Consider the following 13,952-nt stretch of genomic DNA (forward strand, 5'->3'; position numbering starts at 1 on the left):
TTCATGCAGATCAAGCAGCAGGCGACCGAGCGGCACACGCTCTCGGTCACGGTCGAGAACGAGCCCGGCATCCTTGCCCGTATAGCCGGCATGTTTTCGGCACGCGGGTACAATATCGAGAGCCTGACGGTCGCCGACGTGACGGCTGACGAGTCGATCAGCCGCATCACCATCGTCACCAACGGCACGCCGCAGGTGATCGAGCAGGTGGTGGCGCAGCTCGACCGGCTGGTGCCCGTTCACAAGGTCATCGACCTGACCGCGCTCGGCCCGCATGTCGAGCGGGAACTGGCGTTGGTGAAGGTCGCCGGCACCGGCGATCACCGCATCGAGGCGCTGCGCCTCGCCGAGGTCTACCGCGCCCGCGTGGTCGATGCGACCATCGGCAGCTTCGTCTTCGAGGTGACCGGCGGCACCGAGAAGATCGACAAGTTTATCGAACTGATGCGCGAAGTCGGCCTCGTCGAGATCGCCCGCACCGGAGTCGCCGCCATCGCCCGGGGGCATGAGGCGGTCTGAGTTTCCACCAAGTCTCGTCACCCCAGCGAAGATCGGAGTCGCTCCGACTTTGAGCGATGCCAGCCTTCGCTGACATGACGGAAAGTTCGAAAGGAAGATCAATGCGCGTTTATTACGATCGTGACGCCGATATCGGCCTGATCAAGACCAAGAAGATCGCCATCATCGGCTATGGCAGCCAGGGCCACGCCCATGCCCAGAACCTGCGCGACAGCGGTGTGGCGGAGGTTGCGATCGCGCTCCGCTCCGGCTCCGCCACCGCGAAGAAGGCCGAGGACGCCGGCTTCAAGGTGCTGTCGAATGCCGAGGCGGCGAAATGGGCCGACATCATCATGATCCTGGCGCCCGACGAGCATCAGGCAGCGATCTACAACGACGACCTCGCGCCCAACCTCAAGCAGGGGGCCGCCCTCGCCTTCGCTCACGGCCTGAACGTGCATTTCGGCCTGATCGAGCCGCGGGCCGACCTGGACGTGTTCATGATCGCGCCGAAGGGGCCGGGCCACACCGTACGCTCCGAGTACCAGCGCGGCGGCGGCGTTCCCTGCCTGATCGCCATCGCACAGGACGCGTCCGGCAACGCGCATGACGTCGCCCTTTCCTATGCCAGCGCGGTCGGCGGCGGCCGTTCGGGCGTGATCGAGACGACCTTCAAGGAAGAGTGCGAGACCGACCTGTTCGGCGAGCAGGTCGTGCTCTGCGGCGGCGTGACCCACCTGATCCAGGCGGGCTTCGAGACACTGGTCGAGGCCGGCTATGCGCCGGAAATGGCCTATTTCGAGTGCCTGCACGAGACCAAGTTGATCGTCGATCTGCTGTATGAGGGCGGCATCGCCAATATGCGCTACTCGATCAGCAACACCGCCGAATATGGCGACATCACCATCGGGCCGCGCATCATCACCGAAGAGACCAAGAAGGAGATGAAGCGCGTGCTCGCCGACATCCAGTCGGGTCGCTTCGTCAAGAACTTCGTCCTCGACAACCGCGCCGGCCAGCCCGAGCTGAAGGCAGCCCGGAAAGCGGCGGCCGCGCACCAGATCGAGCAGGTCGGCGGCGAACTCCGCGCGATGATGCCATGGATCGCCAAGAACAAGCTGGTGGACAAGGCGAAGAACTAGGCTCCGTTGTCGTCGCCTCGGAGCCGATCCGGGGCGACGACCACCTCTTTTCAATTCCCTCGAACAGCCCCTTCGATGCTATGCGTGTAGACGGAGAGGTGTGACCGATCGAAGGTCCGCCGTCCGTCAACAAGGAGACGATCCTGATGCGCGCAGCCTTCCTCGCTCTTGGCATTGCAATCGCCAGCCCCCTCCCCGCTCTCGCCCAGATGCCGACGGAGGCGCCCGGCAAGGCGGATCCGGCGCGTGTCGAGGCCGGGACTTACAAGGTCGACCCGCATCACACGCAGGTGATCTGGAAGGTCGACCATATGGGGGTCAGCCCGCTCTGGGGCGCGTTCGGCGATCCCGCGGGCAGCCTGACGCTCGACCCGAAGAACCCGGCGGCGGCGAAGCTGTCGCTGACCTTCCCGCTGACCGGCCTGACCGTCACCTCCGCGCCGTTCCTGAAGCACCTGTCCGGCACCGACTTCTTCGACGTGGCGAAGTTCCCCCAGGCGACCTTCGTCTCCACCTCGGTCAAGGCGAGCGGAACGAAGGCGACGGTGACCGGCAACCTGACGATCAAGGGGATCACCAAGCCCGTCGTGATCGAGGCCGAGTTCTACGGTGCCGGGCCGAACCCGATGTCGAAGAAGCTGAACATCGGCTTCAAGGGCATGGCGAAGGTGAAGCGCAGCGACTTCGGCCTGGGTTACGGCGTGCCGATGGTGGGCGACGAGGTCGAACTCAAGATCGCGGGCGCCTTCGAGAAGGAGTGAGGCTGCACATCCTCCCCATCTTTGATGGGGAGGATGTTTTATGCCGCGTGACGCACCCTTGCGAAGCTTCTGAAGCGTTCGCGGGCGGTCGCGTTGGGGACCTCGGCGGTGAGGGCGTCCACCAGTTCCGGGATGGTATCGTGGTCCGTGGCAGCGACCGCGCTGTCGGACGCCATCGCCCAGGGGCCGAATTCCCGTTCCTCCACCTGGCGGCGGGAGAGGATGACCACGGCGCGGTGGCGGCCGTCCTCCACGATGCGGTCGAAGGTGGTCTCCACCTCCTCCTGCTCCCCCTCGAGCGCCTGGAGGAAGCGCTTGCCGTCATGAACCAGAAGGCCGGTGATCCCGCGCTCGGCATTGTTCCGGCGGGAGGTCGCCAGGATGCCGTCCACCGCATCCGCTGGGAGGTCGTAGGCCGCGGTACTGATGTAAGTTAGTTGAAACACTGACTTTTCTCCACCGAAACGAATTTCCCTACCCTCTGGACGCGAACGCTTGAGACAAGGTAAAGGCGAGCGCGTGACACACGGTCGTTCCTTCGCGGTTCTCCTCCTTCGACTTACGCGCCCTTAGGCGCGCGGTTCGGCTTGCCCGGTTTCCGGGCGGACAGTCACGGCGCCTAAGGGCCTCTTCGAAACACCCGAGAGCCAAGGCCTTCGACTGGAACATCACGATGCCGATGCTGAAAGACCCCTCCACCAAGTACCGCCCCTTCCCGCAGATCGACCTGCCCGACCGGCAATGGCCGTCGCGGACGATCACGAGGGCGCCACGCTGGCTGTCCACCGACATGCGCGACGGCAACCAGGCGCTGATCGACCCGATGGACAGCGAGAAAAAGCAGCGATTCTTCGACCTCCTGTGCAAGGTCGGCGTCAAGGAGATCGAGGTCGGTTTTCCCTCCGCCGGGGCGACCGAGTTCGACTTCATTCGTGGGCTGGTCGACAATGGCCGCATTCCCGACGGCGTGATGATCCAGGGGCTGACCCAGTCCCGCCGCGACCTGATCGAGAAGACGTTCGAGAGCATGGCGGGGGCGAAGACCGCCTGCGTCCACGTCTACAATGCCGTGTCGCCCGCCTGGCGCCGCATCGTGTTCGGCATGGACAAGGCGGAGATCCGACAGATCGCCATCGAGGGCGCGAAGCTGCTGGCCGAACAGGCGGCGCGCTTCCCGGAGACCGACTGGCGCTTCCAATACTCGCCGGAGACCTTCTCGACCGCCGAGCTGGATTTCAGCCTGGACGTCTGCGAGGCGGTGATCGAGGTGCTGCGCCCGACGCCGGAGAAGCCGCTGATCCTCAACCTGCCGGCGACGGTGGAAGCGGCGACCCCGAACATCTACGCCGACCAGATCGAATGGTTCTGCCGCCACATCTCCGACCGGGAGAGCGTGGTCATCTCTCTGCACACGCATAACGACCGGGGCACCGGCGTCGCGGCGGCGGAGCTGGGCCTGATGGCGGGCGCGGACCGGGTCGAAGGCTGCCTGCTCGGCAATGGCGAGCGGACGGGGAACTGCGACCTCGTGACCGTGGCGCTGAACATGTACACACAGGGGGTCGACCCGGAACTCGACCTGTCGGACATCGACGCGGTGGTGAAGACGGTCGAATACTGCACCAACATCCCGGTCCACCCGCGCACCGCCTATGCCGGCGACCTGGTGTTCACGGCGTTCTCCGGCAGCCATCAGGATGCGATCAAAAAGGGCTTCGCGGCGCAGGCGCAGCGCAACGACCAGTTCTGGGACGTGCCTTACCTGCCGATCGACCCCGCCGATCTCGGCCGCAGCTATGAGGCGGTGATCCGCGTCAATTCGCAGTCGGGCAAAGGCGGCGTCGCCTGGGTGCTGGAACAGGACAAGGGCCTGAAGCTGCCGAAGCGGATGCAGGCCGATTTCAGCCGCCATGTGCAGGCGATGGCCGACCGGACGAGCCGCGAGCTGAACGCCGCCGACATCTGGGGCGCGTTCGAGGCGGCCTATCACCTCGACGGCGAAGGGCGGTTCACCCTGGTCGACTATCACGAGAGCGCGTCACCCGGCGGCGGGGCGGAGCGGCGCTTCGCCGGGCGGATCGGGGTGGACGGACAGGTCCGGTCGGTCGGCGGCAAGGGCAACGGCCTGCTCTCCTCGGTGCTCGCCGCCTTGCGCGAGGAACTGGGCGTCGAGATGGACATCGCCGATTATCAGGAACATGCGATCGGCACCGGCGGCGACGTGCAGGCGGCCGCCTATGTCGAGGCGCGGACGGAGGATGGTCGCACCGTCTTCGGTGTCGGCATCGACAGCGACGTGGCGACCGCCTCGGTGCGCGCGCTCCTCAGCGCCGCAAACGGGCTGGGGAGCGTGGCGGCATGAGGCCGGCCGCGCTCATCATGGCGGCAGCGGCGGGCCTCGCGCTCGCCGGCTGCGTCCGGACGGTGGCGAACGTCGTCACCGCGCCGGTGCGCGCCGGATCGCAGGTGGTGGACTGGACCACGACCAGCCAGGACGAGGCCGACCGCAACCGGGGCCGCAAGATCCGCAAGCAGGAAGAGCGCGAGGCCAAGGAGCGCCGCAAGCGCGAGAAGGAAGAGCGCCGCCGCTGGGAGCGGGAGAACGGCTGACCGGCCGCCGATCGCGCCGGAAAGTCGCAAAGGTCTTCCCTCAACGCGCGAGCGCACGCACGCCCACATGCGTGCGCGCGAGATCGGATTATAAACGAATCAAAGAGCCGACCTTTGGCTCGCAAATATTTTCCTACATTGGAAGCGTGATCGACGATCGGGCGCTGATGCCCGCCCTGCCGGAACCGGTCTGCTGGACGATGCCCGTCGCGGGCTTCGGCCTGACCGGTGCCGTGGCAGGTGCGGCCTCGATGCCGCGCCTGCCGCTCGCGCTCACACCTGCGCTTGGCCGCCGTCCACGAACACCTCGCTGCCGGTCATGAAGCTGCTGTCGCCGGAGGCCAGGAACGCCGCCACCGCCGCCGTCTCCGCCGGATCGCCCAGCCGGCCCAGGGGCGTAAGCGCGCCGAAGGCCTCGAACTCTTCGCGTCCGATCGCATCCACCGCCAATTCCGTCAGGGTTGGCCCCGGCGACAGCACGTTCACGCGAATGCCCGTGCCCCGCAGATCCTGCGCCCAGCTTCGCGCCAGGTTCCGCACCGCCGCCTTGCTGGCGCTATAGACGCTGAAGCTCGGTGTGCCGACTTCGCCCGTGGTCGATCCCGTCAGGATGATCGATCCGCCCGCTGCCATCAGTTTCAGACCCTTCTGCACGGTGAAGATCAGGCCTTTCACGTTGACGTCGAAGGTGTCGGCATAATGCTCGTCGGTGATCTCGCCCAGCGGCACCAGCGCGCCGGTGCCGGCATTGGCGAAGAGGATGTCGATGCTGCCCCGCTCCGCCTTCACCGTGTCGAACAGCCGGTCGAGGTCGGCAGGATCGGCGACCGATCCGGCCACCGCACGCGCGTTCGGGCCGAGTTCCGCCAGCGCTTCATCCAGCCGCACCTGCCGCCGACCGAAGATGTAGACGAACGCACCTTCTTCTATGAACCTCTTGGCCGAGGCGAGGCCGATACCCGTGCCGCCGCCCGTCACCACCGCCGTCTTGCCGTCCAGTCTCTTCACGATAACCTCCATGTGCGATTGCCCATTGTCTGGTTGCGGAAAGCTGGCCCGGCACCCACCTATCGACAAGTATGCACCTTTTGGTAAGTATCAAAAATGAGCGCACACCCGTCGCCTTCACCCACTCGCTCGGCTGCCTGCGACGCGGCCTTCACCTGCGGCCTCGATGCCACGCTCCGCGTCATCGCCGGCAAGTGGAAGCCGCTGATCATCTACTTCCTGTCGCAGGAACCCAATCGCTACGGCGCCCTCAAGCGCGCGATCCGTGGCGTCAGCGACAAGGTCCTGATCCAGCAGCTGAAGGAGCTGGAGGCCGACGGCATCGTCATCCGCCGCGACTACAAGGAGGTCCCGCCCCGCGTGGACTACAGCCTCACGCCCCTGGGTCGCGGCCTGGCGGAGGCGCTCATTCCGCTCTGCACCTGGGGTACCACGAACATGGCCAAGGTCCGCGATCTGATGGATCAGCGCGCGGCATAGCGATCCTCCCCCAGAGGGGAGGTGGCAGCCCACGCGAAAGCGGGGGCTGACGGACGGGTAGGTGCCGCAAGGACCACCGCCTGCTCCTGCGGCACCTACCCCTCCACCGCCTTCGGCGGTCCCCCTCCCCTTCCAGGGGAGGATAAGCGTGTCACCCCCGCGCGACGAAGGCGCGCCAGCTGCCGAGCGCGGTGATATCCTCCGCCCCCACGATCGCCCGCGGCTCCGCGACGAAGCCCTTCACGCTTGTGCCGTCCGCAAGCGTCACCGTCCCGATCGCCAGCGGCGCGGGCACGTCCACGACGAAGCTGCCGAAGGCCGCGACGTCCAGCTCATAGACCTCGACCTTGATCGCCGCGCCGTTATCACCGCTGTGGATCAAGGCGGGCTTCGGCGGCACGCTGTCCGCCATCGCATAGAGGCGGTAGGCAGGCGCGGTCTCCGTTGCCTCCACGAACACCGCGTCGCGGCTGGTCAGCTGCCAGTGGAGCGGCATGTCCTTCAGATGCGCGCCGACGACGGCCAGCTTAACAGTCTGCACTCGACCCTCCATGTCCAGAGATGGCGGCGGCGGCAGGTCCGCCGCGCCCAGATAGTTCTCGGCGATCCCGATCAGCGCCCGGTCGGTATCGGCAGGACCGATCAGGGTGATGCCGAACCCCGTTCCGTTCGCCCGCACGCCCGCCGGCACGGCGATCGCCGCCATGTCGAGCAGGTTCACGAAGTTGGTGTAGAAGCCGAGATTGCTGTTCAGCGCCACAGGAGCCGCCAGCATCTCCCTGACCCGGTATGTCGTGCCGGTGGTCGGGAAGGCGAGCAGGTCCACCCCCTCCCACATCAAATCCGCCTCTCGCTTCAGCGCGGCCATGCGGTAGATGCCGTTCCACAGCGCCACCGCGCCGATCCCCAGCCCCGGCTCGATCACCGCCCGCACGGTCGCGTCGATGGCGTCCGGATTGCTGGCCAGCAGGTCCGCGACAGCAGCCGTCCGCTCCGCCACCCAAGGTCCGCCGTAGAGCAGCTGCGCGGCCTCCAATAGCGGCGCGATGTCGATTTCCACGATCTCCGCCGTTGCCGCCAGCCGCTCGACTGCGCGGTCGTAGAGGAACTCGGCCTCGCCATCGCCGAACCAGACCCGCTGATCCCGGCGCGGCACCCCGATCCGCCGCGCCTGCACCGGGCGATCAGCCAGCGGCTTGGAGAACGGATCGCCCGCATCGAACCCGGCGATCACCCCGTCGACCAGCGCCGCATCGCCGGTCTCGCCGGTGAACACCGTGATGCAGTCGATCGAACGGCATGCGGGGACAAGGCCGCTGGTGCTCCAGCGCCCCTTGCTCGGCTTGAACCCGATCAGGTGGTTGAACGCGGCCGGCACACGCCCCGACCCTGCCGTGTCGGTGCCGAGCGCGAAGCCCACCAGCCCCGCCGCCACGGCCACAGCCGACCCCGAACTCGATCCCCCGCTGACATAGCCGAGGTTGTAGGCGTTGCGCGGGATGCCATAGGGGCTCCGCGTCCCGTTCAGCCCGGTCGCGAACTGGTCGAGATTGGTCTTGCCGACGCACAAAGCCCCCGCCGCCAGCAGCCGTTCGACCACATTGGCCGAGGCATCCGGCTGGTATGCAAAGGCCGGGCAAGCCGCTGTCGTCTCGAACCCGGCGACATCGATATTGTCCTTCACCGCAAAGGGCACGCCCGCCAGCGGCAGGCTCTCCCCCGCCGCGACCCGCGCATCCACCGCCCGCGCCGCCGCCCGCAGATCGTCGGGCGACGCCCGGCTGATCCAGACCTGCGGCTGCACCCGGTCATAGGCGGCAGCCCTCGCGATCGTCTCCTCGGCCACGGTCAGCGCGCTGGTCTCGCCCGCATTGACGGCAGCTGCGATCGCCCCAGCGCTGAGCCGGTCCAGCGCCGTCACGCGGCGGGCTTCAGCGCCAGGATCGGCGAGCCCGGCTGCACCGACTGCCGCTCCTGAATGTAGAGCTGCGCGATCGTCCCGTCGCCGGGGCTCTCCAGCGGGCACTCCATCTTCATCGCCTCGATCACCGCGATGACATCGCCCGCCTTCACCGCGTCGCCCGGCGAGACCAGCAGCTTCCACACGCTGCCCCCGAACGGCGCCTCGATCAGGTCCGCGCCCTCGGGGACCTCAACCGCGACCTCGGCCGCGCCGCCGCCCGCCTCTTCGGTCAAGCTCGACACGCGGTCGAACTCACCCGAGCGCTGCCACTCCGCGCGCTCCTCGTCGAAGGCCGCGCCCCGGCTCGCCTGGAAGGCCGCGATCAATTCCGCATTCTCGGCCAGGAACTTGCGGTAATCCGAAAGCCGGAACTCCGACTCCTCGACCTCGATCGACCGCCGCCCGCTCGGGAAGTCGCGCCGCCAGTCCGCCAGCTCCTCCGCGCTCACCTTGAAGAAGCGAATCTGGTCGAAGAAGCGCAGCAGCCACGGCTTGCCGTCCACGAAGGCGTCGGTCTGGCGGTGGGTGTTCCACACCTGGATGGTGCGCCCGAACAGCTGGTAGCCGCCCGGCCCCTCCATGCCGTAGATGCACATATACGCGCCGCCGATCCCGACCACATTCGGCGGCGTCCAGGTCCTCGCCGGGTTGTACTTGGTGGTAACCAGCCGGTGCCGGGGGTCGACCGGCGTCGCGACCGGCGCGCCGAGATAGACGTCGCCGAGGCCGAGCACGAGGTAGCTCGCGTCGAAGATCACCTCCTCGACCGCGCCGGCATCGGGCAAGCCGTTGATGCGTCGGATGAACTCGATATTGTCCGGGCACCAGGGCGCGTCGTCGCGGACGGCGGCCATATACTTCTCGATCGTCTCGATCGTCGCCGGGTCGCGCCAGCTGAGCGGCAGGTGGACGATGCGGGAGGGAGCGACGAACTCCTCGAGGTCGCCCAGCCGCTCCTCGGCAGCGGTCAGCGCCGCCAGCGCTCCGGCTTGATCCAGCACACGTCCGTCGAAGTGGAGCTGCAGTGAGCGAATGCCGGGCACGATGTCGATCACGCCGGGCAGCGCCATCCGCTCCAGCTCGGTCATCAGCGCATGGACGCGGATGCGCAGCTCGATGTCGAGGACGATCGGTCCGTATTCGACCAGGATGTTGCGGTCGCCCTGCTGCCGATAAACCGCGCGCGGCCGCAGGCCCTGTGCGGGCAGGTCGGCCAGGATCGGCGACAGGTCCGCGATCTTGCGCGCCTGGTGCTCCACCAGCGGCGTCGCATCGGCCGCTGCCGCATCCTCGGCCGTCACCGGCACGAAGCGCAGCCGGTCACCCGGAGAAAGCTGGCCGATCTTCCACCGGTCGGCGGCGATGATCACGAACGGACACACGAACCCGCCTAGCGATGGTCCATCGGGGCCGAGAATGATCGGCATGTCCCCGGTGAAATCCACCGCACCGATCGCATAGGGATTGTCGTGGATGTTCGACGGGTGCAGCCCCGCCTCGCCCCCATCCGTCCGCGCCCAATGCGGCTTCGGCCCGATCAGGCGGACGCCGGTGCGGTTGCTGTTGTAGTGCACCTGCCAGTCGGCCGCGACGATCTCCTCGATGTCGCCGGCCGTGAAGAAGTCCGGCGCGCCATGCGGCCCATAGAGCACCCGGATCGTCCAGCTGGTGCCGAGCGAAGGCAGCGCTTCGGGCACCACCGCCGTGCCGGTCTCCGCACCGCCGAGATGGAGCGTGTCACCCGCCAGCAGCCGCCGCGCGGCATGGCCGCCGAACTGACCCAGTTCGAACGTGCTATGGCTGCCCAGATAGGGCGCGATGTCGAGTCCACCCGCGAACAGGATATACCCGCGCATCCCGCCGCCCGAAACGCGACCGAGCGCCAGCGTCTGCCCCGCCGCCACGTCGATCGGCACGCCGCGCTCGACTGCCACGCCGTCCAGCTTCGCCCCGAAATCCGCGCCCATCAGGCACAGCCGCGCGGGCGCGTTGAAGGAGAGCGTGGGCCCGGTGACGGTGACCTCTAGGCCCGCCGTCCCCTCCGGGTTGCCGAGCAGCAGATTGCCCAGCCGGAAGGATCGGTCGTCCATCGGCCCGGACGGCGGCACGCCGATCGCCCAAAGGCCCTGACGCCCCGGCCAGTCCTGCACCGTCGTCGCGGTGCCGCCGGCGACCACGCGGATGCTCTTGGGATGATAGGCGATCGTGTCGAGCAGCTTGGTCGAGACCTCGCCGCTCGCGAACCCCTCGTTCCGCACCACCTCGCGCAGCCAGCGCAGGTTGGTCTCGATCCCGTCCACGCGGGCCTCGTCCAGCGCCGCCTGCATGGCCGCGATCCCCGCCTCGCGCGTGTCGGCATGGACGATCAGCTTGGCCAGCATCGGGTCGTACCAGGCGCTGACCGTACTGCCCGCCATCACCCAGGTCTCGGCGCGGATGTCCTCCGGGAAGGTGACGCCGGTCAGCGTGCCTGAGGTGGGCCGGTAATCCAGCGCCGGGTCCTCGGCATAGAGCCGCACCTGCACCGAATGGCCCTTCGGCGCGGATGGCGCGGCATCGAGGAACGCGAAGTCGCCCGCCGCACCCCGGATCATCCACTCGACCAGATCGACGCCCATCACCTCTTCGGTGACGCCATGCTCGACCTGCAGCCGGGTGTTCACCTCCAGGAAGAAGAACTCCCGCCGCTCGGCATCGTAGAGATACTCGACCGTGCCGGCGGACCGGTAACCCGCCGCCTCGCCCAGCCGCACCGCCGATGCGATCAGCTCGGCCCGCACCTCGGCCGGCAGCAACGGCGCGGGTGCCTCCTCGACGACCTTCTGGTTGCGCCGCTGGAGCGAGCAATCGCGCTCGCCCAGCGCCACCACCCGACCCTTCCCGTCACCGAAGATCTGCACCTCGACATGCCGGGCGCGGCCGACATAGCGTTCCAGGAACACGCCCGCGTCGCCGAAATTGCTGCCACCCAGCCGGGCCACTCCGGCGAAGCCCTCGCGCACCGCCGCCTCGTCGGCGCAGATGCGCATGCCGATCCCGCCGCCGCCGGCGGTCGCCTTCAGGATGACCGGATAGCCGATCTCCCCCGCCGCTTTTGCCGCTTCCTCTTCGTCGGTCAGCAGCTCGGTGCCGGGCGCCAGCGGCACACCGTTCGCCGCCGCCAGCGCGCGGGCGCTGTGCTTCAACCCGAAGGCGCGCATGTTCTGCGGCGTCGGCCCGATGAACACGACGCCCGCCGCCGCGCAGGCCTCGGCAAATTCAGCGTTCTCCGCCAGGAACCCGTAGCCGGGGTGGATCGCGCCCGCCCCGGTGTCCGCCGCTGCCTTCAGGATTGCGGCGACGTTCAGGTAGCTTTCGGTCGCGGGTGCCGCGCCGATGCACACCGCCACATCGGCCTGCGCGACATGAAGCGAGTCCACGTCGGCCTCCGAATAGACCGCGACGGAGCGCAGCCCCATCTTGCGGAGGGTGCGGATGATCCGGGTGGCGATCGCCCCGCGATTGGCGACCAGGACTGTGTCGAAGCTCATGCCGACACGATCATCCGGACCGGCGTCGGGTTGAACGCGTTGCAGGGATTGTTGATCTGCGGGCAGTTGGACACGACCACCACCACGTCCATCTCGGCGCGCAGATCCACGGTCAGGCCGGGCGCGGAGATGCCGTCCACGATGCCCAACGATCCGTCCGCCTCGACCGGCACGTTCATGAAGAAGTTGATGTTGGACACCATGTCCCGCTTGCCGCGACCCTCGGTCAGGTTCGCCTCAAGGAAGTTGTCGACGCAGGCGTGCTGCGCCTTGGTGTGGTGGCCGTAGCGGAGCGTGTTGCTCTCGCAGGAGCACGCCCCGCCGATCGTGTCGTGATATTCGACCGAGGTGCCGGTGATCGTCATCATCGGCCGTCCCTCGTTGGACCGCAGCACGCTGCCCTGTCGCAGGAACAGATTGCCCTGCGCCGAGACGGTGTCCTGCGCGCTGTACCGCTCGGCATCGTCGGCGGCGGAATAGATCAGGAAGTCGACGGCCTGGTTCCCTTCCAGATCGACGATGCGAAGCGTCTGCCCGGCCGCGACATGATGCAGCCAGGGTGCGCGCGCGGGCACCACCTCGTCATGGACGATCGCGCCGGGCAAGCCGGTAACGTGCGGATCAGCAGTCATTCGCCCCCTCTTCGGTTCTTATCGGCGGTAGTAGTCTTCGACGTTCTGGAAGGCGCGCAGTCCCTCCGGCGTCGCATTGCGGATGGGATCATCCTCGGGCGTCACGTCTCCGCGCCAGGCGGTCGCGCGGAGCGGCGTCACCGTCCACGCTTCGCGCGGATCGAGAACATGCGGGACGTTCGCGATCACCACGATCACGTCCATCTCGGCGCGCAGCACGATCTGCCGCCCGCCCTCGAACGGCCCGACGATCGGCGTGATCGTCCCGTCCTCTTCGATCCGCGCGCCCTTGAACAGGTTGACGCAGGGGTGGACGTCGCGGCGGACGAGCCCGTGCTTGGACGCACCCAGAAGCAGCCGGTCGCGTCCGTTCGGGTAAGGGCCGCTGTTCCGTCCCTCCCCGTATTTGGCGAGGTTGGTGGACGCGTTCGACGTGCCGCAGAACGTGTCGTTGGTCCCGCCCGCATCCTCCAGGATGCTCATCAGCACCCGACCCATATCCGACAGCAGGAACTTGCCCGCGCCGAGATAGCCGTTCCACTGGATCTTAACCGTGTCGGCGACATTCAGCCGCTCGGTCGGCATCTCCGCATTGAAGATTAGGAGGGAGGCGCAGGCGTCCCCCTCCAGGTCGATCAGCCGCAGCCGCGACCCGCGTGACAGCCGGCGACTGGCATAACCGCCCGCCGCGATCGTCTCCTCCCACAGCAGTTCGCCTGCGCCTTCGGGCAAGTCGTCCGCGACCGGGGGCACCTTCGGCATCGCCTCCACGACGGTCCCCGCCATTGCCCGCGCATGATCCCGCGCGGCGGATGGGTTGGCGAGTGCGCCGCTCATGCCGCATCCTTGCCGGATGCAGGCGCCGTCTCATGCCCGTCCTGTTCGTGCAGCGGCGGCAGCAGCGCGGTGGTGGTGACGAGCTGGAGCTGCTGAACCCCGCGGATGCCGCGCAGCGCGTCGCAGAGATCCTTCAGCCGTACCGCTGGGCCCTGAACCAGCAGGACCTCCATCAACTGGTCGTCCTCCAGGAAGACGTGCTGGGAGGAGATGACCTCCTTCAGGTAATCCGCCTGCGTCTGTGCCAGCTGCTGTCGAACCCGCCCGCGATCGCCCCGGTAGACGAGCGTGACCGTGCCCGCGAGCAGGTCCTCCGGCCGGGTCAGTGCCTCATGCTCGGCAAGCGCATGGCGGATCAGCTCGGCGATCAGCTGGGAGCGGGAAGGCAGGCCCCGCTCCTCCACCATCACGTCCAGCTGGCGGAACAGTTCGGCGGGCAGGCTCATGCTCAGCCGGGCGAGGGTCGTCGGTTCGGAACTCATCATTCAGAC

The 13,952-nt window shown here is 67.7% G+C and carries 13 protein-coding genes; 6 read left to right on the top strand and 7 right to left on the bottom strand.

Going from position 1 to position 13,952, the window contains the following annotated elements; genetic code table 11:
• The first annotated feature begins 3 nt into the window (after positions 1-3).
• From ilvN to ACM608_RS11545, 3 genes are all read left to right on the top strand, one after another.
• On the top strand, positions 4-519 hold the full coding sequence (gene ilvN / locus ACM608_RS11535; RefSeq protein WP_419683363.1) for an acetolactate synthase small subunit: 516 nt from the start codon (positions 4-6) through the stop codon (positions 517-519).
• 101 nt (positions 520-620) lie between these two features.
• Complete coding sequence (gene ilvC / locus ACM608_RS11540; RefSeq protein WP_419683364.1) at positions 621-1,640, top strand: ketol-acid reductoisomerase; 1,020 nt, start codon at positions 621-623, stop codon at positions 1,638-1,640.
• Positions 1,641-1,786: 146 nt separating this feature from the next.
• Complete coding sequence (locus ACM608_RS11545; protein ID WP_419683365.1) at positions 1,787-2,401, top strand: YceI family protein; 615 nt, start codon at positions 1,787-1,789, stop codon at positions 2,399-2,401.
• A gap of 38 nt (positions 2,402-2,439) precedes the next feature.
• Here the strand turns inward: ACM608_RS11545 and ACM608_RS11550 are convergent, their stop codons facing one another.
• Complete coding sequence (locus ACM608_RS11550; protein WP_419683366.1) at positions 2,440-2,847, bottom strand: BLUF domain-containing protein; 408 nt, start codon at positions 2,845-2,847, stop codon at positions 2,440-2,442.
• A gap of 233 nt (positions 2,848-3,080) precedes the next feature.
• Between ACM608_RS11550 and leuA the strand changes: the two genes are divergently transcribed.
• Both leuA and ACM608_RS11560 read left to right on the top strand, forming a co-directional pair.
• Positions 3,081-4,763, top strand: coding sequence for a 2-isopropylmalate synthase (gene leuA / locus ACM608_RS11555; protein ID WP_419685185.1), 1,683 nt, complete (start codon positions 3,081-3,083; stop codon positions 4,761-4,763).
• Entirely contained in the window at positions 4,760-5,011 is a 252-nt protein-coding gene (locus tag ACM608_RS11560; RefSeq protein WP_419683367.1) for a hypothetical protein, read from the top strand. Before leuA ends, ACM608_RS11560 begins: the two co-directional genes overlap by 4 nt.
• 273 nt (positions 5,012-5,284) lie before the next feature.
• Here ACM608_RS11560 and ACM608_RS11565 read toward each other — a convergent pair whose 3' ends face one another.
• The gene (locus tag ACM608_RS11565) at positions 5,285-6,019 is read right to left on the bottom strand and encodes an SDR family NAD(P)-dependent oxidoreductase (RefSeq protein WP_419683368.1); all 735 of its coding nucleotides are present in this window, start codon (positions 6,017-6,019) and stop codon (positions 5,285-5,287) included.
• 96 nt (positions 6,020-6,115) lie between these two features.
• Between ACM608_RS11565 and ACM608_RS11570 the strand changes: the two genes are divergently transcribed.
• A complete protein-coding gene (locus tag ACM608_RS11570; RefSeq protein ID WP_419683369.1) occupies positions 6,116-6,499 on the top strand; it encodes a winged helix-turn-helix transcriptional regulator in 384 nt (127 codons plus the stop codon).
• Positions 6,500-6,650: 151 nt separating this feature from the next.
• Here the strand turns inward: ACM608_RS11570 and atzF are convergent, their stop codons facing one another.
• Genes atzF through ACM608_RS11595 form a run of 5 tightly spaced genes read right to left on the bottom strand, consistent with a single transcriptional unit; the run spans position 6,651 to position 13,943 of the window.
• Positions 6,651-8,420 carry an allophanate hydrolase gene (gene atzF, locus ACM608_RS11575; RefSeq protein ID WP_419683370.1) on the bottom strand — a complete coding sequence of 590 codons (1,770 nt, stop codon included), beginning with the start codon at positions 8,418-8,420 and terminating at the stop codon, positions 6,651-6,653.
• On the bottom strand, positions 8,417-11,992 hold the full coding sequence (gene uca / locus ACM608_RS11580) for an urea carboxylase (protein WP_419683371.1): 3,576 nt from the start codon (positions 11,990-11,992) through the stop codon (positions 8,417-8,419). Before uca ends, atzF begins: the two co-directional genes overlap by 4 nt.
• Entirely contained in the window at positions 11,989-12,624 is a 636-nt protein-coding gene (locus ACM608_RS11585; protein WP_419683372.1) for an urea amidolyase associated protein UAAP2, read from the bottom strand. The genes uca and ACM608_RS11585 overlap by 4 nt, the downstream gene beginning before the upstream one ends.
• A gap of 18 nt (positions 12,625-12,642) precedes the next feature.
• Positions 12,643-13,461, bottom strand: a complete 819-nt coding sequence (locus ACM608_RS11590) for an urea amidolyase associated protein UAAP1 (RefSeq protein ID WP_419683373.1) — start codon at positions 13,459-13,461, stop codon at positions 12,643-12,645.
• Positions 13,458-13,943 (bottom strand): CopG family ribbon-helix-helix protein, encoded by a 486-nt coding sequence (locus ACM608_RS11595; RefSeq protein ID WP_419683374.1) that lies wholly within the window; start codon positions 13,941-13,943, stop codon positions 13,458-13,460. The genes ACM608_RS11590 and ACM608_RS11595 overlap by 4 nt, the downstream gene beginning before the upstream one ends.
• Positions 13,944-13,952 lie beyond the last annotated feature (9 nt).

The sequence above is a fragment of the Sphingomonas sp. ID0503 genome (assembly GCF_048565625.1).
Classification (GTDB): domain Bacteria; phylum Pseudomonadota; class Alphaproteobacteria; order Sphingomonadales; family Sphingomonadaceae; genus JBLZUR01.